The sequence below is a fragment of the Rhodobium gokarnense genome, assembly GCF_025961475.1.
GTDB classification, from domain to species: domain Bacteria; phylum Pseudomonadota; class Alphaproteobacteria; order Rhizobiales; family Rhodobiaceae; genus Rhodobium; species Rhodobium gokarnense.
In genome coordinates this window covers 16,014-38,724 of the sequence record NZ_JAOQNS010000012.1, presented here as the reverse complement: position 1 = coordinate 38,724, position 22,711 = coordinate 16,014, and the positions used below count along the sequence as shown (strand labels likewise).

Annotated in this window: 21 protein-coding genes; 12 read left to right on the top strand and 9 right to left on the bottom strand. The window is 65.9% G+C overall.

Going from position 1 to position 22,711, the window contains the following annotated elements:
* Positions 1-26: 26 nt before the first annotated feature.
* The gene (gene dapA / locus M2319_RS18435; protein WP_264602936.1) at positions 27-905 is read left to right on the top strand and encodes a 4-hydroxy-tetrahydrodipicolinate synthase; all 879 of its coding nucleotides are present in this window, start codon (positions 27-29) and stop codon (positions 903-905) included.
* 23 nt (positions 906-928) lie between these two features.
* Complete coding sequence (gene smpB, locus M2319_RS18430) at positions 929-1,402, top strand: SsrA-binding protein SmpB (protein WP_264602935.1); 474 nt, start codon at positions 929-931, stop codon at positions 1,400-1,402.
* 9 nt (positions 1,403-1,411) lie between these two features.
* Here the strand turns inward: smpB and M2319_RS18425 are convergent, their stop codons facing one another.
* Positions 1,412-2,053 (bottom strand): uracil-DNA glycosylase, encoded by a 642-nt coding sequence (locus tag M2319_RS18425; RefSeq protein ID WP_264602934.1) that lies wholly within the window; start codon positions 2,051-2,053, stop codon positions 1,412-1,414.
* Between the two features lie 196 nt (positions 2,054-2,249).
* Positions 2,250-2,840, bottom strand: coding sequence for a LabA-like NYN domain-containing protein (locus M2319_RS18420; RefSeq protein ID WP_264602933.1), 591 nt, complete (start codon positions 2,838-2,840; stop codon positions 2,250-2,252).
* Between the two features lie 388 nt (positions 2,841-3,228).
* Here M2319_RS18420 and rpoZ point away from each other — a divergent pair, with 388 nt between their 5' ends.
* The 10 genes from rpoZ (at position 3,229) to parC (ending at position 14,949) form a co-directional block, all read left to right on the top strand.
* Complete coding sequence (rpoZ, locus tag M2319_RS18415) at positions 3,229-3,639, top strand: DNA-directed RNA polymerase subunit omega (protein WP_264602932.1); 411 nt, start codon at positions 3,229-3,231, stop codon at positions 3,637-3,639.
* Between the two features lie 142 nt (positions 3,640-3,781).
* Positions 3,782-5,992, top strand: coding sequence for a RelA/SpoT family protein (locus tag M2319_RS18410; protein WP_264602931.1), 2,211 nt, complete (start codon positions 3,782-3,784; stop codon positions 5,990-5,992).
* A 265-nt stretch (positions 5,993-6,257) separates the two neighbouring features.
* Entirely contained in the window at positions 6,258-6,839 is a 582-nt protein-coding gene (gene pyrE / locus M2319_RS18405; RefSeq protein ID WP_264602930.1) for an orotate phosphoribosyltransferase, read from the top strand.
* A 165-nt stretch (positions 6,840-7,004) separates the two neighbouring features.
* Positions 7,005-7,556, top strand: a complete 552-nt coding sequence (locus M2319_RS18400; RefSeq protein WP_264602929.1) for a DUF2062 domain-containing protein — start codon at positions 7,005-7,007, stop codon at positions 7,554-7,556.
* 137 nt (positions 7,557-7,693) lie between these two features.
* A complete protein-coding gene (gene lepB, locus M2319_RS18395) occupies positions 7,694-8,455 on the top strand; it encodes a signal peptidase I (protein ID WP_264602928.1) in 762 nt (253 codons plus the stop codon).
* Positions 8,416-9,171 carry a ribonuclease III gene (gene rnc / locus M2319_RS18390; protein WP_264602927.1) on the top strand — a complete coding sequence of 252 codons (756 nt, stop codon included), beginning with the start codon at positions 8,416-8,418 and terminating at the stop codon, positions 9,169-9,171. Before lepB ends, rnc begins: the two co-directional genes overlap by 40 nt.
* A complete protein-coding gene (era, locus tag M2319_RS18385) occupies positions 9,168-10,091 on the top strand; it encodes a GTPase Era (protein WP_264602926.1) in 924 nt (307 codons plus the stop codon). Before rnc ends, era begins: the two co-directional genes overlap by 4 nt.
* Before the next feature lie 388 nt (positions 10,092-10,479).
* On the top strand, positions 10,480-11,199 hold the full coding sequence (gene recO, locus M2319_RS18380; protein ID WP_264602925.1) for a DNA repair protein RecO: 720 nt from the start codon (positions 10,480-10,482) through the stop codon (positions 11,197-11,199).
* Positions 11,200-11,284: 85 nt separating this feature from the next.
* On the top strand, positions 11,285-12,238 hold the full coding sequence (locus tag M2319_RS18375) for a proline dehydrogenase family protein (RefSeq protein ID WP_264602924.1): 954 nt from the start codon (positions 11,285-11,287) through the stop codon (positions 12,236-12,238).
* Positions 12,239-12,681: 443 nt separating this feature from the next.
* The gene (parC, locus tag M2319_RS18370; RefSeq protein ID WP_264602923.1) at positions 12,682-14,949 is read left to right on the top strand and encodes a DNA topoisomerase IV subunit A; all 2,268 of its coding nucleotides are present in this window, start codon (positions 12,682-12,684) and stop codon (positions 14,947-14,949) included.
* A 347-nt stretch (positions 14,950-15,296) separates the two neighbouring features.
* Here parC and M2319_RS18365 read toward each other — a convergent pair whose 3' ends face one another.
* The 7 genes from M2319_RS18365 to M2319_RS18335 form a co-directional block, all read right to left on the bottom strand.
* Entirely contained in the window at positions 15,297-16,763 is a 1,467-nt protein-coding gene (locus tag M2319_RS18365; RefSeq protein ID WP_264602922.1) for a protein adenylyltransferase SelO, read from the bottom strand.
* Between the two features lie 162 nt (positions 16,764-16,925).
* Positions 16,926-18,065, bottom strand: a complete 1,140-nt coding sequence (locus tag M2319_RS18360; protein ID WP_264602921.1) for an FAD-dependent monooxygenase — start codon at positions 18,063-18,065, stop codon at positions 16,926-16,928.
* Between the two features lie 88 nt (positions 18,066-18,153).
* Positions 18,154-18,891, bottom strand: coding sequence for an arginyltransferase (locus M2319_RS18355; RefSeq protein WP_264602920.1), 738 nt, complete (start codon positions 18,889-18,891; stop codon positions 18,154-18,156).
* An 82-nt stretch (positions 18,892-18,973) separates the two neighbouring features.
* Entirely contained in the window at positions 18,974-20,800 is a 1,827-nt protein-coding gene (locus M2319_RS18350) for an SLC13 family permease (protein WP_264602919.1), read from the bottom strand.
* Positions 20,801-20,998: 198 nt separating this feature from the next.
* Complete coding sequence (locus M2319_RS18345; RefSeq protein ID WP_264602918.1) at positions 20,999-21,520, bottom strand: RDD family protein; 522 nt, start codon at positions 21,518-21,520, stop codon at positions 20,999-21,001.
* An 84-nt stretch (positions 21,521-21,604) separates the two neighbouring features.
* On the bottom strand, positions 21,605-21,868 hold the full coding sequence (locus M2319_RS18340; protein ID WP_264602917.1) for a hypothetical protein: 264 nt from the start codon (positions 21,866-21,868) through the stop codon (positions 21,605-21,607).
* 27 nt (positions 21,869-21,895) lie between these two features.
* Positions 21,896-22,684, bottom strand: coding sequence for a hypothetical protein (locus M2319_RS18335; RefSeq protein WP_264602916.1), 789 nt, complete (start codon positions 22,682-22,684; stop codon positions 21,896-21,898).
* Between the last annotated feature and the right edge of the window lie 27 nt (positions 22,685-22,711).

Here is a 22,711-nt window from a genome sequence, read left to right as displayed (position 1 = left end):
AACATGCGTTGAAAGGCGATAGAGAGATGTTCAAGGGTTCGATCACCGCGCTCGTGACACCGATGAAGGGTGGCGCGGTGGACGAAAAGGCGTTCCAGGATCTGATCGAATGGCAGATCGCGGAAGGCACCAACGGGCTCGTTCCTGTGGGAACGACGGGTGAATCGCCGACCTTGAGCCATGCCGAGCACAAACGCGTGGTCGAGCTTTGCATCGAGACGACCGCCGGCCGGGTGCCGGTGATCGCCGGCGCCGGCTCCAACAACACGGCCGAGGCCATCGACCTTGCAAAGCATGCCGAGAGCGCCGGCGCCGACGCCGTCCTCGTCGTCACGCCCTACTACAACAAGCCGAGCCAGGAGGGCCTCTACCGGCACTTCATGGCCGTCGATGCCGCCATCGGCATCCCGATCATCATCTACAACATCCCGCCGCGCTCCGTCGTCGACATGTCGGTGGAGACGATGGCCCGGCTTTACAACGACGGCAGCAACATCAAGGGCGTGAAGGACGCGACCGCCAATCTCGGCCGGGTCAGCGACCAGCGCCGCGTGCTCGGCACCGACTTCATCCAGCTTTCCGGCGAGGACCCGACCGCCCTCGGCTTCAACGCCCATGGCGGCCAGGGTTGCATCTCGGTGTCGTCCAACGTCGCCCCGCGGCTCTGCGCCCAGTTCCAGGCGGCATCGCTGTCCGGGGATTTCGCCGGTGCGCTGACGCTCCAGGACCGGCTGCTGCCGCTTCATCGGGCGCTGTTCCTTGAACCGAGCCCGGGAGGGGCCAAATATGGCCTGTCGCTGCTCGGCAAATGCGAGAACGAGCTGCGCCTGCCGGTAACGCCGATCTCCAAGACGGCCGAAAAGGCCGTCGCCGAGGCGATGCAGCACGCCGGCATTTTGAACTAGCTCGCGAATACCGGAGTTCCGGCATGGCCGCCGACAAACCGGCTCCCGGCAAGCTCGTTGCCGAGAACCGAAAGGCACGATTCAACTACGAGATCCTGGAGACCTTCGAGGCCGGCCTTTCGCTGACCGGCACGGAGGTGAAGTCGTTGCGCCAGGGCAAGAGCAATATTGCCGAGTCCTATGCGACAGAGCAGAACGGCGAGATCTTCCTGATCAACGGCCATATTCCGGAATACTTGCAGGCCAACCGGTTCAACCACGAACCGCGGCGCCCGCGCCGGCTTCTTCTGCACAGGAAGGAGATCAACAAGCTGATCGGCGCCATCCAGCGCGACGGCATGACGTTGATCCCGCTGAAGCTTTATTTCAACCAGCGCGGCATCGCCAAGCTGTTGCTCGGGCTCGCCAGGGGCAAGAAGGTCCACGACAAGCGCGAGACGGAGAAGAAGCGCGACTGGGAGCGGGAAAAGGGCCGTCTTTTGCGCGAAAAGGGCTGAGCACGGCCGCTATTTCGCGTCGACCGCCGCCCTTATGTCGGTAAAGACCGAGCGGAACATCTCTTCGGTCAGCCGCCCCGTGTTCGTGTTGTAGCGCGAGCAGTGATAGCTGTCGAAGAGGGTGAGGCCGTCAAGGTCGTGCCGGGCGCCATGGCCGAACGGGTGCGCGGCGCGGCGCTCCCCCAGCGTCGTCAGCATCGTGTCATGGGCGATCCGGCCGAGCGCCAGCACCGCTTTCAGTCGCGGCATGGCGCCGAGCGTCGCGATCAGGAACGGCCGGCATTCCTTGATTTCCGGTCCGGTCGGCTTGTTTTCCGGCGGCACGCAGCGCACGGCGTTGGTGATGGCGGCCCCCATCAGCGTCAGGCCGTCGTCGGGTCGGGCTTCGTACGACCCCTTCGCAAAGCCGAAATCGATCATCGTGGCGTAGAGGAGATCGCCGGCATAGTCGCCGGTGAACGGCCGGCCCGTGCGGTTGGCGCCGCGAAGGCCGGGGGCAAGGCCGACGACGAGGAATTCCGCGTCCAGGTCGCCGAAGGTCGGCACCGGCGCGTTGAACCAGTCCGGCTCGCGGCCGCGCCAGGTGTTCCGGAAATCGACCAGCCGCGGACAGCGCGGGCAGTCGCGGTCGGGGTCGGTGGCAGGGTTCATGGCGGACCTGGATCGGCGCGGCGGAAGGAAGGGCAAAGGCGAGGGGGAGCCTATCCCAGCCGGCCTGGGGATTGAACCGCCCGGGCCATCCGGCCATACGCCGTCAACAGGAAAGCAGCCGAGTGCTTCGCTATGAGACGAAAACGGCGCCGAATCCTGTCGGCGCCGCCTTGTCCTGATCCCGGAAGGCCTGGGCTCAGTAGTCGTCGAACTCGTCTTCTTCCTCGACCCGCGGGGTGCGATCGCGCTGCGGACGGTCGTTCGGGTCGCGGCCCACCTCCTTGATGAGGTCGGCAAGGTCGATGAAATGGTCCGCCTGGCGGCGGAGGTCATCGGCGATCATCGGCGGCTGGGTGACGAGGGTCGAGACCACGCTGACCTTGCGGCCGCGCCGCTGCACCGTCTCCACCAGCGAGCGGAAATCGCCGTCGCCGGAGAACAGCACCACGTGATCGATGTGTTCGGAGAGTTCCATGACATCGACGGCAAGCTCGATGTCCATGTTTCCCTTGATCTTGCGGCGTCCGGAGGAGTCGAAAAACTCCTTCACGGGCTTCGTCACCACCTTGTAGCCGTTGTAATCGAGCCAATCGATCAGCGGCCGGATGGAGGAGTATTCCTGGTCCTCGATCAGAGCGGTATAATAGTACGCTCGGAGGAGATACCCCTTCTTCTGAAATGCTGCCAGCAGTTTCTTGTAGTCGATATCGAACGAGAGCGACTTGGCGGTGGCATACAAGTTTGCCCCGTCAATAAAGAGGGCTATCTTTTCGCGCGGGTCGAACATGAACTGGTCTTTCTGGTTTTTGTTATCCAAACGGAATGTTGAATCAGATCAATCGCCACACTCATCGCGAGTGCTTTCCAATTTCCTAAGACGTTTTTTCTATCGTCAAATTTGCCTAGGAGATCGAAGTTTTAAACGGCATGTTGAATTGGCCGTATCTACCACAATCAGACGTGTTGACAACGCAATGTCGCTCTCGATCTGAAACGATTCCATGATATTGTCTTGCTAGCATGAATTTTCCAGTGCTTGTAGAAAATAAATCGTATATTTTCACGAACAATTGTTGCGGAATTTTAAGGGAAGAAACGCGCCGGGCAAACCTTGCATTTTTGGGGGTTCCGTCTTATGGGTGCGGTTGAATTCCAAAAAACCTGGAGAAGTTCAGATGGCGCGCGTCACCGTCGAGGATTGCATCGACAAGGTGGATAACAGGTTCGAGCTCGTATTGCTCGCCGCCCACCGGGCCCGCATGGTTTCCAGCGGCGCCCCGCTGACCGTCGATCGGGACAACGACAAGAACCCTGTCGTTGCCCTTCGCGAGATCGCCGAGCAGACGGTCAGCCCGGAGGACCTGAAGGAAGATTTCATCCATTCGCTGCAGAAATATGTCGAGGTCGACGAGCCGGAGCCGGAAGCGGTCCCGATGATCGCCTCCCAGCCGGGCGGCGATGCCACGGCCGATGCCGCCCCGTCCGGCGAGGACGATGCGGAGATCACCTTCGACCGCATGTCGGAGGAGGAGCTGCTGCGCGGCCTGGAAGGCCTCGTTCCGCCGGACAAGAGCGACGACGTCTAGGCCCGATACCGTCCCGGTTGCGGCATGGCTTTGACAAGCCGCGACGGGAACACGATATTTGGCGGTGGCAGGCAATCGTGCCGGCCACCGCTTTTGATTCCGGCAACGCCCGGAACGCCGTCAGGATGCGTATCAACCGGCCATGATGCGGCAGTATGAACTCGTCGAACGGGTAACGAACTACAATCCGAACGCCAACGAGGCGCTGCTCAACAAGGCCTATGTCTATGCCATGCGCAAGCACGGCACCCAGAAGCGCGCCTCGGGCGACCCCTATTTCTCCCATCCCCTGGAAGTCGCCGCGATCCTTACCGACATGCGGCTCGACGACGCCACGGTCTGCGTCGGCCTCCTGCACGACACCATTGAGGACACCGACGCCACCCGCCAGGAGATCGACACCTCCTTCGGCCCGGAAATCGGCAAGCTCGTCGAAGGTCTGACCAAGATCCAGAAGCTCGATCTGGTTTCCCGCCGCGCCAAGCAGGCGGAAAACTTCCGCAAGCTTCTGCTGGCGATTGCCGACGACGTCCGCGTCCTCCTCGTCAAGCTCGCCGACCGCCTCCACAACATGCGCACGCTGCACCATGTGCCGCCGCACAAGCGGTTCCGCATCGCCGAGGAGACGATGGACATCTATGCCCCGCTCGCCGGGCGCATGGGTATGCAGGACATGCGCGAGGAACTGGAGGACATCGCGTTCCGGCACATCAACGCGGAAGCCTACCGCACCATCACCGAGCGGCTGGAACGGCTGAGGGAAAAGAACCAGACGCTGATCTCCGACATTCGCGCCAGCCTCGGCGCGCTCCTCAAGGAGGCCGGCATCGAGGCGGAGGTGCGCGACCGGGAAAAGCGGCCCTATTCGATCTTCCGCAAGATGCAGCACAACTCGGTGGCGTTCGAGCAGCTTTCCGACATTTACGGCTTCCGCCTCATCGTCGGCACGGTCGAGGACTGCTACCGGGTGCTCGGCCTCGTCCACACGACGTGGCCGACGGTGCCGGGCAAGTTCAAGGACTACATCTCGATCCCCAAGCAGAACGACTACCGCTCCATCCACACCACGGTGGTCGGCCCGAGCAGCCAGCGCGTGGAACTGCAGATCCGGACCGAGGAGATGAACCGCATCGCCGAATACGGCATCGCCGCCCACGCCATCTACAAGGACGGCGAGAGCGGCGGGCGCAACATCGTCAAGCGGACCGAGGAAAGCCGCGCCTATGAGTGGCTGCGGCGCACCATCGAGACCATCTCCGGCGGCGAGACGTCGGAAGACTTCCTGGAAAACACGCGCCTGGAGCTGTTCCACGACCAGGTCTTCTGCTTCACGCCCAAGGGCCGCCTGATCGCCCTGCCGCGCGGCGCGACGCCCATCGACTTCGCCTATGCGGTCCACACCAATGTCGGCAACACCTGCGTCGGCTGCAAGATCAATGGCCAGATGGCGCCGCTGGTAACGGAACTCTCCAACGGCGACGAGGTGGAGATCATCCGTTCCGATGCCCAGGAGCCGCAGCCGGCCTGGGAATCGATCGCCGTCACCGGCAAGGCCCGCGCCGCCATCCGCCGCGCCACCAAGGATTCGGTGCGCCGGCAATATGGCGGCCTCGGCAAGCACATCCTGGAGCGCGCCTTTTCCCGCGCCGAGCGCAAGTTCGACGAGGAGATGCTGGCCGTCGTCATGCCGCGCCTCGGCCACACGGACCAGGCCGACCTCCTGGCCGCCGTCGGCCGCGGCGAACTGCGCGCCGACGATGTCGTCAAGGCGGTCTATCCCCAGTACCAGGAAGAACGCGCGACCGCAGCCGGCAGCCGGCCGGACGAGGGCTGGTTCGGGCTCACCCGCGCCGTCGGCGTCAAGTTCCGCATTCCCGGCCGCAAGCGCCAGGACACCCAGCCCTCGCTGCCGATCCGCGGCCTGAAGGGCGACCTGCCGGTCAGCTTCGCACCGGAGGGCGGGGCGCTGCCCGGCGACCGCATCGTCGGCATTTTGAAGCCGGGCGAGGGGATCACCATCTACCCGATCCACTCGCCGGCCCTGAAGGATTTCGACGACCAGCCGGAGAACTGGCTCGACGTGCGCTGGGACATCGATGCGGAACAGCAGGAACGCTTTCCCGCCCGCATCGCCGTCAACGTCATCAACGAGCCCGGCACGCTCGCCCAGCTCGCCCAGGTGATCGCAGAGAACGACGGCAATATCGACAACGTCTCCATGCACCGCCGGGCCAACGACTTCCACGAGATGCTGATCGACCTGGAGGTCTGGGACCTGAAGCACCTGAACCGCATCATCAACCAGATCCGCGCCAAGCCCGTGGTCTCCAAGGTCTCCCGCGTCAACGGCTAGGCGTAACTGGCGGCGGTGCGAGGTTCGCCGGCCGGTGCCGCGTAAAGCCTGCGGGACGCCCGAACGCGAGACCCGACGCCGTCAGGCGTCGCAAGCCCGAACGGGCGCCGCCGCCGATGCGGCGTAAAGCCCGCGTGGCGCCTGAACGCTGAAAGAATCAAACCCTTCTGGCAAAGGCCGGCGCGATGCTGTAGCTCTGCCGCGGGGAGATTCATGACGATATCGGCCGGCCCGGTCCGGTCTCCGCAAAAGGGGGGAGCACCCTATGGATCGCGACGAGGTCCTCGACATTTTCCGCTCATGCGACGCCATCCTGGAGGGGCATTTTATCCTCACCTCCGGCCGGCGCAGCCCGATCTTCCTGCAGAAAGTCCGGGTGTTTCAGTTCCCCGACAAGACGGAAAAGCTCTGTGCCGGCCTTGCCGAGCGCATCCGCGAGGCCGGCTATGGCGACGTCGATGCCGTCATTTCGCCGGCAATCGGTGGCATCGTGCCGGGCTATGAGACCGCGCGCCAGCTCGGCAAGCCGGCGCTCTGGGTCGAGCGCGAGGACGGCGTGTTCAGGCTGCGCCGGTTCGAGCTGCCGAAGGGCGCCCGGGTCGTCGTCGTGGAAGACATCGTGACCACGGGCCTGTCGGTGCGCGAGACCGTCGAGGCACTGGGCAAGGAGGGCATCGAGGTCGCCGCCTGCGCCTGCATCATCGACCGGTCCGCGGGCAAGGCGGACGTCGGTGTCCCGCTGATTGCGCTTGCCGAATATGAGGTTCCGTCCTATTCGCTCGAGGAACTGCCGCCCGAGCTGGCCGCGATTCCGCCGGTCAAGCCGGGAAGCCGGGGGCTCGCCTGAGAATCCGGGGAGGGGGGCCCGCGCCTGCGGCTGGCGGTCGCACCACAGCGACCCCATATGACCGGGCGGGAGCGAACGTTTGAAGCGTAGGGATCTGCGTTTGAGGCGGAGAAATTAGTGCTGTTCGCAAGGCGAAGGAAACCCGGCTGGCGGGAACGGCTGCGGGTGTCTGTCTGGCCCCGCCATTCCTGGCGGCGTTCGCTGAAATATATCGGCAAGCGCATCGTCCGCCTGTCGGCGACGCCCCATGCGGTGGCGGCCGGCGTCGCCGCGGGCGTGTGTGCCTCCACGACGCCGTTCCTCGGCCTTCAGTTCATCCTCAGCTTCCTCATCGCCGTCCTCATCGGCGGCAACCTGATCGCGGCGGCCTTCGGCTCGTTCTTCGGCAACCCGCTGACCTATCCCTTCATCTGGGCCTCCACATTCCGTCTCGGCAGCGGCCTTCTCGGCGAAGACGCAAGGGCGCGCGAGGCAATCGTGCTCAATCCGGACAATTTGCGCTCCGTCGACGGCCTGATGCCGATCCTGAAGCCCATGGTCGTCGGCTCGATCCCCCTCGGCCTCGCCACCGGCCTCGTCTTCTATCTCCTCGTCTACGTCGCGGTGACGAGCTACCAGCGCCGCCGCCGGCGCTGGCTGCAGGAGCGGCGCCAGGCGCGGAGCCTTGCCGCGGGCGCCGATGCCGCGTCCGGCCCGGCCCCTGTCGGCAGCGCCTGAAGGACGGCCGGATGCTCCGATTGCCCGCAAAATCGCCGAAATCCCGGCGCTCCATTGCGCCATTGCGAGGCAAGCGCTAATTAGTGCCGGAGTCGCCGCAGCCCGGCGCCCGCCCTTTCGATTGGATTGGACACTTTATGGCAGAACGTGAAAGCCGTTCGCAGACCGACGACGACGCAAAGAAGAGCGGCGGATTTGGCGAGGCCGTCAAGGTCGTCGTCCACGCGCTGATCCTTGCCCTCATCGTGCGCACCTTCCTCTTCCAGCCGTTCAACATTCCCTCCGGCTCGATGATGGAAACGCTGCTCGTCGGCGACTACCTGTTCGTCTCCAAATACAGCTACGGCTATTCCCGCCACTCCTTTCCCTATTCTCTGGCGCCGTTTTCCGGCCGCATCTGGAGCGCCAAGCCGGAGCGCGGCGACATCGTCGTCTTCAAGCTGCCGCGGGACAATTCCACCGATTACATCAAGCGCGTGATCGGCCTTCCCGGCGACCGCATCCAGGTCATCGGTGGCCTGTTGCACATCAATGGTGAGCCGGTGAAGAAGGTGCCGGACGGCGAATTCTCCGGCGACGATCGCGGCTACCGGGTCAACGCCCGGCGCTTCATCGAGACCCTTCCGAACGGGGTCAGCTACCACGTGCTGGAACTGAGCGATCACGCCCGGGGCGACAACACAAAGGTGTTCGAAGTGCCGGAAGGGCACTATTTCATGATGGGCGACAATCGCGACAACTCCAGCGACAGCCGCGAGTCCGTCGGATATGTGCCGTTCGAGAACCTGATCGGACGGGCGGAGATCATCTTCTTTTCTGTAAAATCCGGCGAGAGCGCCTGGATGGTTTGGAAATGGCCATGGATCGCAAGGTGGAATCGGTTCTTTCAGACGCTGTAAGGGCCAATAGCGGGCGTGGCAGCCTGACGAGCATCGAGGACCGCCTTGCCTACTGCTTCGCCGATCCGGCGTTGCTTGAGCAGGCCCTGACCCATGCCAGCGCCCTGACGACGCCGGGCGACATGTCCGGCAGCTACCAGCGCATGGAGTTCCTCGGCGACCGTGTGCTGGCGCTTGCCGTTGCCAACATGCTCTACGAGACCTTCACCGACGCCGACGAGGGGGAACTCGCCCGCCGGCTCAACCAGCTCGTCAAGCAGGAGACCTGCGCCAATGTGGCCTCGGCGCTCGACCTCGGCACGGCGATGCGCGTCGGCGAGGGCGAGGACCAGAGCGGCGGCCGCCACAAGCGCGCGCTGCTCGCCGATATCTGCGAGGCGGTGATCGCCGCGATCTATCTCGACGGCGGCTTCGGTGCGGCGAGCGCCTTCGTCGAGCGCCACTGGCGCGACCAGATGGTCAATTGGGAAGGCCCCCTGCGCGACGCCAAGACGACGCTGCAGGAATGGGCGCAGGGCCAGGGCCTCGTCGCCCCGAGCTACACCGTCACAAACCGCGCCGGCCCCGACCACGCGCCGGAATTCACCACCCGCGTCGACGTCGTCGGCTACGCCCCGGCGAGCGGGCGCGGCCGCTCCAAGCGCGAGGCCGAGCAGATGGCCGCAACGACGCTCCTGGAGCGCGAGGGCATCTGGAACGCAAAGGGCGCCTCGTGAGCGCGGCTGAAGCCGGCGCAACGCCGGACGCGCCGCGCTGCGGCTTCGTCGCCCTGATCGGCGCGCCCAATGCCGGCAAGTCGACACTCCTCAATGCCCTTGTCGGCGCCAAGGTCTCCATCGTCACCCACAAGGTCCAGACGACCCGCGCCATCATCCGCGGCATCGCGATCGAAGGCGCCTCGCAACTCGTCTTCGTCGACACGCCGGGCATTTTTCAGCCCAAGCGCCGGCTCGACCGGGCCATGGTGACGACCGCCTGGGGCGGCGCCATGGATGCGGACCTCGTCGTGCTGGTGGTCGATGCGCGCAAGGGCGTGACCGACGAGGTCGGCGACATCCTCGACAAGCTCGCCGACGTCCCCCACCGCAAGGTGCTGGCCCTCAACAAGATCGACACCATGCGCCGGGAAGACCTCCTCGCCGTTGTGGAAAGCATCAATGCCCGCGGCAGCTTCGAGGAGACGTTCATGATCTCCGCCTTGACCGGCGACGGCGTTCCGGACCTTGGCAAATACCTTGCCGCCAACATGCCTGAAGGCCCGTGGCACTATCCCGAGGACCAGATCTCCGACCTGCCGATGCGCTCGCTCGCGGCCGAAATCACCCGCGAGAAGCTGACCCTGCGCCTGCACGAGGAACTGCCCTATATGGCGACGGTCGAGACCGAGAGCTGGGAGGAATTCCGCAACGGCTCGGTCCGCATCCAGCAGACCGTCTATGTCGCCCGCGACAGCCACAAGAAGATCCTGCTCGGCAAGGAGGGCCGCACCATCAAGGCGATCTCCAAGGCCGCCCGCGAGGACATCGCCGAGGCGATCGGCCAGCCGGTGCACCTGTTCCTGTTCGTCAAGGTGCGCGAGAAATGGGTCGACGACCCGGAGCGCTACCGCGAGATGGGGTTGGAGTTTCCGAGGTAGGTTTTTCGCTCACGGCCCGCACCGCGCATTGCGGGCGCGGCGCAACGGCGCCGGGCCGCGGTCGCAGCCTGATGGAGCGACCTCGCGGCGGTCGGACGAACAAGGTCAAAACACTCTCTGCGTCATTGCCGGGCTTGACCCGGCAATCCATAGGGCGTTTCATTTCAAGCGGTTAGGTCGTTTTGGGTTTGGAGTGCAGGCGAGCTGCGGCACGACGCGCAGGACGGTCCCTCGGGCGGGCCGCCGGACTGGATTGCCGCGTCGGCCTAACGGCCTCCTCGCAATGACGACGAAAATGTAATGCGTCATTGCGAGCGCAGCGAAGCAATCCAGTCCTTTCGGCAGCCCCGCGAAATAGGGCGAAGAGAAGGGCACGAGTGCCAGAAAAATGGAATGGAGCGACGAGGGAACGGTCATCGGCGTGCGCCGCCACGGCGAGACCAGCGTCATTCTGGAGATGATGACCGTCGCCCATGGCCGGCACCTGGGGCTGGTGCGCGGCGGCCGCTCGCGCCGCATGCAGGCGGCCCTGCAGCCCGGCAACGACCTCGTGGTCACCTGGCGCGCGCGCCTCGACAGCCACCTCGGCCTCTATGCCGTGGAGCCCGTAAAACTGCGCGCCGCCGGCGTCATGGAGACCGCCTTCGGCGTCCATGTGGTGCAGACCGTGTCGTCCCTGCTGCGCCTGTTGCCCGAGCGCGACCCGCATGAGCGCCTGCACCTGATGGCCGTCGCCATCCTCGACCATCTCTCCGATGCCCCGCTCACCGGCGAACTTCTCGTCCGCTTCGAAACGCGCCTTCTGGAAGAGCTCGGCTTCGGCCTCGACCTTTCCTCCTGCGCGGCGACCGGCACGCGCGAGGACCTCGTCTACGTCTCGCCGAAATCCGCCCGCGCCGTCTCCCGCGAGGCGGGGGCACCCTACAAGGACAAGCTCCTTGCCCTGCCGCCCTTCCTGCTGACCGATCCCGGCGAGCGCCCGCCCGCCGCGGATATCTCCGCCGGCCTCGCACTCACCGGCTTCTTCCTCACCCGCCACATCTTCGAGCCCCGCGGCCTGCCCCCCTTGCGCGAACGCGACCGCATCGTGGAGGAACTGAAGGGGTGAGGGCGTGCGCGCTCGTGTCCCGCGCTTCTGACCCCGTCCATCTGCTAATCCTTGGCGAAAATCATCCCAAGCCGGAGTTCTTTCGATGCTGAGACGTCTGTGGCAGTCGGCAATGATCGGCCTTGCGCGCTCCTCTTCGCTGAAGGGCTGGATCCAGAAGAACCGCACGGCCGCCGCCATGATGCAGCGCTATGTGGCGGGCGGTACGGCCAAAGATGCCGTCGCCACCGCCCGAGACCTTGCCGCAAAGGGCATCTCCGTCTCCCTGTTCTATCTCGGCGAATATGTCGAGACCCGCGAGGGCATCGACGAGGCGGTCCGCGAAAAGCTCTCTGCGATCAAGGCGCTTTCGGAGGCCGGCCTCGATATCCACGTCTCCGTCGATCCGACCCAGATCGGCCTCGGCGTGTCGTCCGACCTGATGACGGAGAACGCGCGCGTTATCGGCAAGGCGCTGGCAAACGCCGCCCGCGGCCCCGGCCGCCATTGCCTGATGCTCGACATGGAAGACCACACAACAGTCGACGCCACGCTCGCCCTCCACGACGACCTCGCCGCAGACGGCGTCCCCGTCGCCGTCACCATGCAGGCCTATCTGAAGCGCACCGAAGCGGACCTTGCAGCCCGCATCCGGCCGGGCGGCATGGTCCGCCTCGTCAAGGGCGCCTTCGTCGCCGGCCCCGAGATCGCCCATGTCGGCAACGCCGCCATCAAGGAGAACTCGCGCCGGCTCATCGACCTCATGCTGTCGGAAAAAGCCCGCGACCGCGGCTTCTATCCCGTCATCGCGACCCACGACGACCGCCTGCAGGCCTACGCCATCGAACGCGCCGAGGCCAACGGCTGGGCCCTCGACGCCTACGAATTCGAAATGCTCTTCGGCGTGAGAACCAAGCTCGCCGAAACCCTCGCCGCAAGCGGCCACCGCATCCGCCTCTACACCCCCTTCGGCCGCGACTGGTGGCCCTACGGCATCCGCCGCATCGGCGAAAACCCCGCGAGTTTGCCGCTGCTGGTGAGGTCGGTCGTCAGCGGGTAGGACACGTCGCGCCGGCTTCCGTTGGGCGCCCACCACTGGCAACTCTCCGAACCTCACGATTGCGTTTCTTTTTCGACGTCTGCGAGAAAGGAACACTCCCGCAAGCCGGGAAGATTGCCGTCACCCCGGACTTGATCCGGGGCCTATTGCCCGTCTCAAAGCGGTATGTCGTTGGTTGGTAGGATAAAGCGGTTGCCAAGAGCCCAGGCCGCCCCCCGGTCGGTGCGGTATACCGTGTGGAAAGGGGCAATGGATCCCGGCTCTCCGCTACGCTACGGCCGGGATGACGGGGAGAAGGTGGTGCGCCCGGAAGCATCGCAACGTCGCTTCCGAAAAACCGAGAGCGTGGTAGCTACGATGCGCACGCCGGAATCCTTGGAAATCGGGGCCGCTACGCGGTCAACTCCCTTGCCAGCCGCCGTCCCCGCCGGTACTGAAATCCCATGGGAAACGAGGTGATTCCCCCGTCCGGCGGGGTTGAGAGCGTCAATCTGCGCGAGGCGCTGGAAGAGCGCTATTTGGCCTATGCGCTCTCCACGATCATGCACCGCGCCCTGCCGGATGTGCGCGACGGGCTGAAGCCGGTCCACCGGCGGCTGCTCTATGCCATGCGGCTGTTGAAGCTCGACCCCGGCGCCGGCTTCAAGAAGTGCGCCCGCGTCGTCGGCGACGTCATGGGTAAGTTCCACCCGCATGGCGACCAGGCGATCTACGACGCCATGGTGCGCCTCGCCCAGGATTTTTCCGTCCGCTATCCGCTGGTCGAGGGCCAGGGCAATTTCGGCAATATCGACGGCGATAACGCCGCCGCCATGCGCTACACCGAGGCGCGGCTGACCGAGATCGCCCATCGCCTGCTCGACGGCATCGACGAGGACGCGGTCGACTTCCGCGAGACCTATGACGGCGAGGACAGGGAGCCGATCGTCCTGCCGGGCGGTTTTCCGAACCTCCTCGCCAACGGTTCGGCCGGCATCGCCGTCGGCATGGCGACCTCCATCCCGCCGCACAACGCGGCCGAGCTGTGCATCGCCGCGCGCCACCTGATCAAGCACCCGAACGCCACCATCGACAAGCTGGTCGACTATGTGCCGGGCCCCGATTTCCCGACCGGCGGCATCATCGTCGACAGCCGCGAGAGCATCGTCGAGGCCTACACCACCGGCCGTGGCGGGTTCCGCGTGCGGTCCCGCTGGCACCAGGAAGACCAGAAGCGCGGCACCTGGGTCATCGTCGTCACCGAGATCCCCTATCAGGTGCAAAAGGCGCGGCTGATCGAAAAGATCGCTGAACTGCTGCAAGCCCGGCGCCTGCCGCTGCTCGCCGATATCCGCGACGAGTCGGCCGAGGACGTGCGCATCGTGCTGGAGCCAAGGGCGCGCACGGTCGATCCCGCCCTGATGATGGAGTCCCTCTTCAAGCTGACCGACCTGGAAAGCCGCGTTCCGCTCAACATGAACGTCCTGTCCCGCGGCCAGGTGCCGAACGTCCTGGGCCTCCGCGATGTGTTGCAGCAATGGCTCGAACATCGCCAGGAAGTGCTGGTCCGCCGCGCGCGCCACAGGCTCGGCAAGATCGAGCACCGGCTGGAGGTCCTCGGCGGCTACCTCATCGCCTATCTCAATCTCGACGAGGTCATCCGTATCATCCGCGAGGAGGACGAGCCGAAGAAGGAGCTGATGCGCACCTTCGAGCTGACCGACGTCCAAGCCGAAGCGATCCTCAACATGCGGCTGCGCGCGTTGCGCAAGCTCGAAGAGCTGGAAATCCGCAAGGAACACGAGGCGCTGACGGCGGAAAAGGCCGAGATCGAGGCGCTGCTCGGCTCCGAGGACGCCCAGTGGAAGAAGATTTCCGACGAGCTGACCGAGATCGCCAAGGCCTACGGCCAGAACACGGACCTCGGCAAGCGCCGCACGGATTTCGGCGAGGCGCCGGAGCACCAGGACGCCGACATCAAGGAGGCGATGATCGAGCGCGAGCCGATCACCGTCGTCATTTCCGAAAAGGGCTGGATCCGCGCCCTGAAGGGCCACGGCCAGGACCTTTCCAGCCTCGCCTTCAAGCAGGGCGACAAGCTGGGCCACGCTTTTCCGGCCGAGACAACCGACAAGATCCTCGTCTTTTCCACGGGCGGGCGCTTCTACACGCTGTCGGCCGACCGCCTGCCCGGCGGGCGCGGCCATGGCGAGCCGGTGCGAATCATGGTCGACATGGACCAGGACCAGGACGTCGTCGCCGTCTTTGTTCACCGCCCGGGCCGCAAGCTGCTGGTCGCGGCGACGGACGGGCGCGGCTTCGTCGTGCCGGAGGACGACGTCATCGCGAGCACGCGAAAGGGCAAGCAGGTCCTGACCGTCACCGGGACGGACGAAGCGAAAATCTGCCGCCCGCTGTCGCGCGACGGCGCCTCGGGCGACACGGTCGCCGTCGTCGGCCAGAACAGAAAACTCCTGATCTTTCCGCTGGAACAGGTTCCGGAAATGGGTCGCGGCCGCGGCGTCCGCCTGCAGCGCTACAAGGACGGCGGCATATCGGATGTGCGCGTGTTCTCCGGCGACGCGGGCCTCACCTGGTCGGACTCCGCGGGGCGCACCCACACAAGAAGCCTCGACGAACTCGCCGAATGGCGCGGCGAACGCGCCCAGGCCGGCCGCATCGCCCCGACGGGTTTTCCGCGCGGGAACCGGTTCGGGGATGAGGGGCTTTAGAGGCGTTTCTGGCGTTCGGACCGCAGGGTTTTCTCCCCGGTCCCGCCCCTCTCCTGCGTCATGCCGGGCGGAGCGCAGCGCAGACCCGGTATCCAATGCCCATGTCGCCACGGTATGCCGGGTGCTGGTTGCGGAAAGCCCCTCGATCGATGCCGTGCCAAGAGCCGTGACGGGCTACAGTGTCGATGCGGGCAATAGGCCCCGGGTCAAGCCCGGGGTGACGTCAGAGTATGCGGAAAGGTACCCGAGCAACGTTCCCGAAAAGAACGTTGATTGGCAGGCGCGGAGGACATGGCAAGGAGGGCTTTGCCGCGCAATCCGGCGCCCCGGTCAATGCCTGTCCAGCATCAAGTTCCGCAAAAGGTCTGGCGGACTTCCTCGCCCGGCTCCGGCGGCAGCGAAAAACGCTCCAGCCCCTCCCGCTCGGTGAAGGGATCGGCCAGCACCTTGAGCAGCGTCTCGAAGGGCTGCATGTCGTCGCGGTCGACGGCGGCGTGAAGCGCCTCCTCGACCATGTGGTTGCGCGGAATGTAGATCGGGTTGGCGGCGTTGAGCCGCGCGGCGATCTCGGAGAGGGGAACGCCTTCTTCGTCGAGCCGCGCCCGCCATTTCCCCGCCCAGCGGTCGAACTCGGTCGGATCGACGAAGAGCGACCGCGATCCGCGATCCGTATCCGCTTCAAGGCTTTGGGCAAGCCGGCGGAAGGTTAGGGTGAAGTCCGCCTCGTTTCGCGACATCGCCTCAAGCAGTTCCTGCAACAGCTCCCCGTCGCCCTGGCGCGGCCCGGAAAAGCCGAGCTTCGCGGCAAAGACCTCCAGCTTTTCCCGCTCGAACAGCGCCGGGAAGGCGTCGATGGCCGCTTGCGCCGGCACGACGGCCGCCTCCAAGTCCCGGTCGATCAGCGGAAGCACGCACTGGGCGAATTGCGCCAGGTTCCATTGCGCCATGGCCGGCTGGTTGCCGAAGGCGTAGCGGCCGTAATGGTCGATGGAGCTGTAGACCCGGCCGGGATGATAGAAATCCATGAAGGCGCAGGGACCGAAATCGATGGTCTCGCCCGAGATCGCCATGTTGTCGGTGTTCATGACGCCATGGATGAAGCCGACGGACATCCACCGGGCGATCAGCCGGGCCTGGCGCGCGACGACGGCCTCAAGCAGGGCGAGGGCAGGCCGTTCCGCTGCGGCCAGTTCCGGATACAGTCGGTCGATGACGTGCCGGCCGAGCCGGGCGATGGCGTCGACGTCCTCGCGCGCGGCGAAATACTGGAAGGTGCCGACGCGCACGTGGCTCAAGGCCACGCGCGCAAGCACCGCGCCGGGCAGCCGCGCCTCGCGATAGACCGGCTCGCCGGTACTGACGGCCGCGAGCGCTCGCGTCGTCGGGATCCCGAGCGCGTGCATCGCCTCGGCGACGATATATTCGCGGAGCACCGGTCCGACCGCGGCGCGCCCGTCGCCGCCGCGCGAAAACGGGGTTCGGCCCGAGCCCTTGAGGTGCAGATCGAAGCGAATGCCCTCCGGGTCCACCACTTCGCCGACGAGCACGGCCCGCCCGTCGCCGAGCTGCGGCACGAAATTGCCGAACTGGTGGCCGGCATAGGCCAGGGCGATCGGATCGGCCGTTTCCGGAAAGCGATTGCCGGACAGCATGTCGACGCCCTCGGGCGAGGACAGCACGACCGGGTCGAGCCCGAGGGCCTCGGCCAAACCCTCATTCAGCCGGATCAGCGCCGGCGCTTTGACCGGCGACGGCTCCATGCGGGCAAAGAAGCGGTCGGGGAGTTCGGAATAGGTGTTTTGGAAGGGAAGCAAGACGGTATCCCGGCAAGGTGAATGTGAGGCGCCACCGACGGGCACGCGGCTTCCGGGATTCTAGGGTCTTGCCGAGGCAATGACAGGTGCGATCGGGGCGGGTGCCGGGAAGAATTGCGCGAGCACGCCCGTCACCGGCGATCGTTCCTGATATGCCGGGCCTCACGCTGCGCGCTTCAGCCTCGTCGCTGCTTCTTTCCAGACCCGCCGCTTGAGCCGCCGTGCGGTGCGCCTCAGGCGCCATTTGAGGGCGGTGTCCTTGGCGGTCCGGCGCATGCGCATGGTGAGGGCGGCGGTTTCCGCATCGACCTCTCGCTTTCGGTCGTCGCCGTAGAAGCGGGCGACGTCCGCGGCCGAGATGGTGCCGGCTTTCAGCCATTGCGGCGCGTAGGTGCCGGTCAGGATCTCCACGTCGTTGAGCACCTTGGTAAGGCCTGTGCCGGTGGTCGGACAGACGGCGGAATAGGCGTCGCCGGTCAGCACGATGCCGGGGAGGGCCGGCCCTTCGGTGCGGTAGAGGTTGAGGGCGAAGCGGTCGATCCGGCCGCGGACGCGGAAGTCGCCGGTGACCCGTTTGAGGCCGGGCATCAGGCGGAAGAGGGTTTCGGCCGGGGCATTAGCGATTTCCGCGATGCGCGGGTCGTCGCCGGTCCAGTAGGCGAAGATGTTGAGGCGCATGCCTTCCGCGACCGGAAAGAAGGTGGCAAGCGCGATGTCGGAGTCCTCGCGGTCGCCCCAATAGGTCATGTCCTGGAACGAAAAGCCGTCGGCCTCCGTCGCCTCGATGGTCATGCCGAGCGAGACGCTGTGCGACGGGCTGATTATGTTGCGGGTGAGGCCGAGACGGGTGAGGAGTTTTGGGGCATGGCCGGTGGTCAGGACCACGAGCTTTGGCCGAAGTGTCTCGCCCTGATCCAGTTCGACCATGGGTCCGTCCTCGCCGGTCGCGATCGAGGTGACCCGTGCGGTGCGGAAGTCGATCGCCTCCGGCAGGGCGCCGCGCAGAAGATTTACGAGGTCGTGGTAGAGGATGCCGTAGTGCTCGGTCGGCCCGGTGCTGACGGCCGTGCCCATCCAGGCGTCGGTGACGCGCGTGATCGGCGTTGAGTGCGCGGCAACAAGGTCGAGGAACCCGAGCCGCTTCAGTCGCTCGGCCTGGTCCACGCCGACGAACTCGCATTTGAAGGTCGGCGGGCAGGGGTGCCGCGCGTCGATCAGGGTGACATCGATGCCCTGGCGGGAGAGCAGCGCCGCCGTCAGCGTGCCACAGACGCCGGCGCCGACAATGACAACATCGGCCATCGTTTCGCGCATCCTTTTGAAACGGTTTTCTCGTCGAGGATGCGGGTTAGCAAGTTCCGTGCCGGCTGGGCAGGGACACAGCCGCGGACTATTCCCAGCCGTGCGGGCCGAGCTTTTCCTGGGGCTGGAAGCGCGTCTTGTAGTCCATCTTCGGCGAGCCATCGACCCAGTAGCCGAGATAGACGTAAGGAAGGCCCCGCGCCCGCGCCCGGGCGATGTGGTCGAGGATCATGTGGGTGCCGAGGCTGCGGTCGGGCATCTCCGTGTCGAAGAAGGAATAGACCATGGACAGGCCGTCGGAGAGCACATCGGTGAGGGCGGTCGCCACCAGCGGGCCGTCGCCGGCCTCCGTGATGCCGCTGTCGGGGCCGCGCAGGCGGTATTCGATGACCATGGTGTCCACATGGGTGTCCTCGACCATCATGGCGTAGTCGAGCACGGTCATGTCGGCCATGCCGCCGTCGGCGTGGCGCGCATCCAGATAGCTGCGGAACAGGGAGTACTGCTCGGAAGACGGCTTTGGTCCGCCCTCGCGGCCGATCAGGTCGGCGTTGCGGTTGCGGATGCGCCGGAACGAGCGGCTGTCCTCGAAGTGTTCTGTGTCGACACGCACGGAGACACAGGCCCGGCAGCCCTCGCAGGCCGGCCGGTAGGCAATGTTCTGGGAGCGCCGGAACCCGCCCTGGGTGAGGATGTCATTGAGCGTGGAAGCCCGGGCGCCGACGAGGTGGGTAAACACCTTGCGCTCCTGGCGCCCCCGCAGATAGGGGCAGGGAGACGGCGCCGTCAGGTAGAATTGCGGATTGTCGATATATTGCCGTGTCATTCGCCGTCGTCCGGACGCCCCCCGAAGCGCCCCTTCACGCTGGCCACAAATGGTCCCCGTGTCCAGCCCGATCCAATACGGATCACAGACCATAAACCATTGGCGCGACCAGTGTGAAGACAATCCACATCAGGAGCACGAGGGGAATGCCGGCGCGCAGGAAATCGGCGAAGCGGTAGTGCCCCGGTCCCATGACGAGGAGGTTGGTCTGGTAGCCGATCGGCGTCGCGAAGGAGCAGTTGGCGCCGAGGATGACGGCGACGACGAAGGGCTCGGACGGAAGGCCCGCGCGGGCGGCGATGCCGATGGCGATCGGCGTGAAGAGCACGGCCGTCGCATTGTTGGAAAGGACGTTGGTGAGAAGGGCGATGAGGAGGAAGAGGCCGGAGAGCAGCACCGTCGCCGACTGGCCCTCCATGGCAGCGACCATCGCCGCGGCGACGGTTGCCGCGCCGCCGGTCGCCTCCAGCGCGGTGGCGTTGGCGAGTGCCGCGCCGACCAGCATGACGATGCGCCCGTCGATGGCGCGCACGGCCTGGCGCACATTGAGGCAGCGGAACGCCAGCATGGCGAGCGCTCCGGCAAGCGCGGAGGTGATGATCGGAACGACGCCGGTGGCGGCAAGGACGACGACGGCGGCGAAGATGAAGAGCGCCCGGCCGGCGAACTGGCGCTGCGGCACCTCGCTTGCCGACCATTCCATCAGGATGACGTCGTGGTTGGCGCGAAGGCCCTCCACATCGTCGCGCCGGCCGGCAAAGAGCAGCACGTCGCCGGCCTCCAGCCGGATATCGCGCATCGGCATGCGCGGCATGCGCGAGCGCCGCTGGATGCCGAGGACGACGCAGTCGGTGTCGGAGGAAAGGCCCGAATTGGTGATGGTCCGCCCGGTCAGGCGCGAACCGGGGGCAACGATCGCCTCGGCGAGCGTCAGCTCGTCCGGCTGGCCCTTGCGCTCTCCCGGGTCCATCGGCGGGTGGCGGCCGGAGATCAGCGTCGTCCTGCCGGTGAGGGCGGCGGAAAGGGTCGAGCGCGTGGCGGCGACGATGACGGTGTCGCCGACGCCGAGCGTCACGTTCTCGAACGGCGGCAGGATCGGGTCGCCGCCGCGCTGGACGAGCCGCACGGTCATGTCCTTGAGCGCCGGGAAGAAGCCGGCGACGGCTTTCTGGCCGACCAGCGGATGGCCGGAGCGGATCTCGATCTGGGCGATGAACTGCTTGCCGGAGGCGGAGCGCAGTTCCTCGGCCATGTTCTGGCGCGGCTTCAGGAGCCGCGGCATGACGGCCAGCACATAGATTGCGCCGGAGACCGCCATGATCGAGGCGATCGGCGTGAAGGAGAAGAAGGAAAGGGTGACGGCGCCGGCATGGGCGGCGACATCGGCCGCAAGCAAGTTGGTGGACGAGCCGATCAGCGTCGTCATGCCGCCGAGGATGGTGATGAAGGACAGCGGCATCAGGATGCGCGAGGCCGACACGTTCTGGATCGCGGCGATCGCCGTCATCACCGGCAACAGCATGACGACGACGGGCGTGTTGTTGAGGAAGGCGCTGATCAGGCCCGCCCCGCCGAGTGCGACCAGCATCGCCAGCATCTTGCGGCCGCGGGCGAACCGCGCCATGGCGCGGACCGGCTTTTCCAGCGCGTCGGTGTGGAACAGCGCCTGGCCGACGATGAGCAGCGAGAGCACAGTGATGAGGGCAGGATTGGCAAAGCCCGCGAGCAGGTCCGCCGGCGTCACCTGAACCGGCCCAGGCATCGGAAAGATCGTGAAGACGAGGATCAGCGCGACGATCGAGCCGAGCGAGACGACCTCGATGGAGAGCTTTTCCAGCGCATAGAGGATGACCGTCACGCCGATAACGGCGAAAGTCAGCCACATCTGAATGTCGGGCGCGAACGCCATCCACCACTCCACCGGGACGCAATCGGTCCAGTGGTAACCGAGAATGGCGCGGCTGTCTTCACGTCAGCAAGCCGCATCCAGAGGAAATTCGCTTTCAGATCACAGGAATCGGAACGCGGGCCTTGAAGTGTTCCAGAAAGAAGCGCTCCGGGGCGGCTTCAGGGGCAGGCGATTTCGGCTCTGACCGGCGGTCTACGCCTAACGTTCAAACCGGCCGAAGCGTCCGTATTCCGCATCGCCCGGCGAATTGATGACGACGGTGCCAAGCAGCATGTCGTGCAACAGGCGCTTGCGGTCGGAGATCAGCGACACCAAGAGCACGAAGGGCGTCAGGAACACCACCGACAGCCAGTAGCCGAGGGCGTGGACCGCGGCGAGCAGGGGGTACATCGGCGCGCCGTCCCAAAGCCGCATCTCCAGCCCCATCGCCCGCATGCCGGGGGTGGCCGAGTTCGGCCCGCCGAGCGTGAAGGCGGTGTAGAGGAGGGCGACGGCCTGCCAGAGGAAGGCGTAGATCAGCCAGCCGAGGCCGAAGGTGAGGAGCCCGAGCACGAAGACGGCAACGCCGGTAACGAAGGTCAGCGCGGCAATGGCGACGACGTCGAGGAGAAAGGCGAAGATGCGCCGCCGGCGCACGTCGTCGAACAGTTCCGGCTGGCGCACGGGATCGAAGACGAAATCGCGGTTGTCGTATCTCGAACGGTCGGTGGTGTCGCTCATCTTGCGTTGCATCCGGTTGCAGGGGTGCGTCGGGTTCACGCCCATAGCTGGGGATTCAACGCCGTCTTTTCAAATGGGTTCCGGTCAAAGAACGCCGGACCGGGGCTCCGCTGGCGCCCGTTGCGGCGCCAGTTGCGGTGGCGGTGCGCCCGGTTGCGGGGCGCCCGGTTTCGGCGCCGGACCCCAGCTTCCGTCCTTGCGGCAGACGAGGTCGCCGAGCGTCGTGCCGGTCGGATAGAGCGCGCCGTTGTAGTAGCAATCGGCAACAGCCGGTGTCGCCGCAAGGAGCGCCGCGGCCGCAGCGACGGCGGCAAGGAGCGGGCGGAACAGGTGTCTCGGCTGTGTCATCGGACCATGTCCCCGGCGCTCCTTCGGTTACTGCGTCGAGGCCAGGAAAGTGTTCGGGTTGCGGCTCGGGATCGGACTGATCAGGCGGATCTGGACCTCGATGTCGCCGACCTCCTCGCCGGCGCGCACGGCGGCGCGGCGCGCCTCGATTTCCGCCACAAGCGCTTCCGGCGTGCGGTCCGGGTCCGGCCGCACCAGCGCGTCGGTGGAGGCGATCGCGACCACGTCCCGGTGCACCCAGAGGCGCCGGTTGCGCTGTTCGGCGTCGGTGCAAGTGCGGCTCTGCACGCCGAAGACCGTGGTCACCAGCATGCGGCCGCTGCCGTTGCCGCCCGGCGTCGGCCGGGCAAGGGTCAGGCTGCGCCGGGAAAAATCGCTGCCGGCGCAATAATGGGCGGTGCTCGGCTGGATGTCGTCCGCGGCGATCATGGTGACGCCGGCAAAGACGCGGGTCTGGAACGGCCCGATGCCTTCCTGGGCCATGTCCTGCAGGGCCCGGGCAAGGCGCGCATTGTTGTCGAGGCCGCGCATTGCCTCGATGATCGCCGGGTCCTGAAGCGAATAGAACGAGCGCAGGCGCAGCAGCGCGACCAGTTCCTCCTTCTCGTCGGAACGCTCGTCCGCGTCGAGCAGCCCGACCAGCTCCGTGGTCGAGCGCACATCGTCGGACAGGCCGATGGTGAAGCTGCCGTCGGTGGTGAAGCCCGCATTCAGCTTCTTGTCGGCCAGCACGACGATGATGACCGACGCGCCGATGACGAGAGCGACGAGGCTGAGAAGCACCAGCTTCCATTCTTCCAGGAGTTTTTTCAGCATTCGCGGACTCCGGAAAGACTTCCACGC

Bases quoted from the DNA above. Each gene is read 5' to 3' on its own strand.
- dapA (WP_264602936.1), top strand. From the start codon at position 27: ATGTTCAAGGGTTCGATCACCGCGCTCGTGACACCGATGAAGGGTGGC.
- smpB (WP_264602935.1), top strand. From the start codon at position 929: ATGGCCGCCGACAAACCGGCTCCCGGCAAGCTCGTTGCCGAGAACCGA.
- M2319_RS18425 (WP_264602934.1), bottom strand. From the start codon at position 2,053: ATGAACCCTGCCACCGACCCCGACCGCGACTGCCCGCGCTGTCCGCGG.
- M2319_RS18420 (WP_264602933.1), bottom strand. From the start codon at position 2,840: ATGTTCGACCCGCGCGAAAAGATAGCCCTCTTTATTGACGGGGCAAAC.
- rpoZ (WP_264602932.1), top strand. From the start codon at position 3,229: ATGGCGCGCGTCACCGTCGAGGATTGCATCGACAAGGTGGATAACAGG.
- M2319_RS18410 (WP_264602931.1), top strand. From the start codon at position 3,782: ATGATGCGGCAGTATGAACTCGTCGAACGGGTAACGAACTACAATCCG.
- pyrE (WP_264602930.1), top strand. From the start codon at position 6,258: ATGGATCGCGACGAGGTCCTCGACATTTTCCGCTCATGCGACGCCATC.
- lepB (WP_264602928.1), top strand. From the start codon at position 7,694: ATGGCAGAACGTGAAAGCCGTTCGCAGACCGACGACGACGCAAAGAAG.
- rnc (WP_264602927.1), top strand. From the start codon at position 8,416: ATGGATCGCAAGGTGGAATCGGTTCTTTCAGACGCTGTAAGGGCCAAT.
- recO (WP_264602925.1), top strand. From the start codon at position 10,480: ATGGAATGGAGCGACGAGGGAACGGTCATCGGCGTGCGCCGCCACGGC.
- M2319_RS18375 (WP_264602924.1), top strand. From the start codon at position 11,285: ATGCTGAGACGTCTGTGGCAGTCGGCAATGATCGGCCTTGCGCGCTCC.
- parC (WP_264602923.1), top strand. From the start codon at position 12,682: ATGGGAAACGAGGTGATTCCCCCGTCCGGCGGGGTTGAGAGCGTCAAT.
- M2319_RS18360 (WP_264602921.1), bottom strand. From the start codon at position 18,065: ATGGCCGATGTTGTCATTGTCGGCGCCGGCGTCTGTGGCACGCTGACG.
- M2319_RS18355 (WP_264602920.1), bottom strand. From the start codon at position 18,891: ATGACACGGCAATATATCGACAATCCGCAATTCTACCTGACGGCGCCG.
- M2319_RS18350 (WP_264602919.1), bottom strand. From the start codon at position 20,800: ATGGCGTTCGCGCCCGACATTCAGATGTGGCTGACTTTCGCCGTTATC.
- M2319_RS18345 (WP_264602918.1), bottom strand. From the start codon at position 21,520: ATGAGCGACACCACCGACCGTTCGAGATACGACAACCGCGATTTCGTC.
- M2319_RS18340 (WP_264602917.1), bottom strand. From the start codon at position 21,868: ATGACACAGCCGAGACACCTGTTCCGCCCGCTCCTTGCCGCCGTCGCT.
- M2319_RS18335 (WP_264602916.1), bottom strand. From the start codon at position 22,684: ATGCTGAAAAAACTCCTGGAAGAATGGAAGCTGGTGCTTCTCAGCCTC.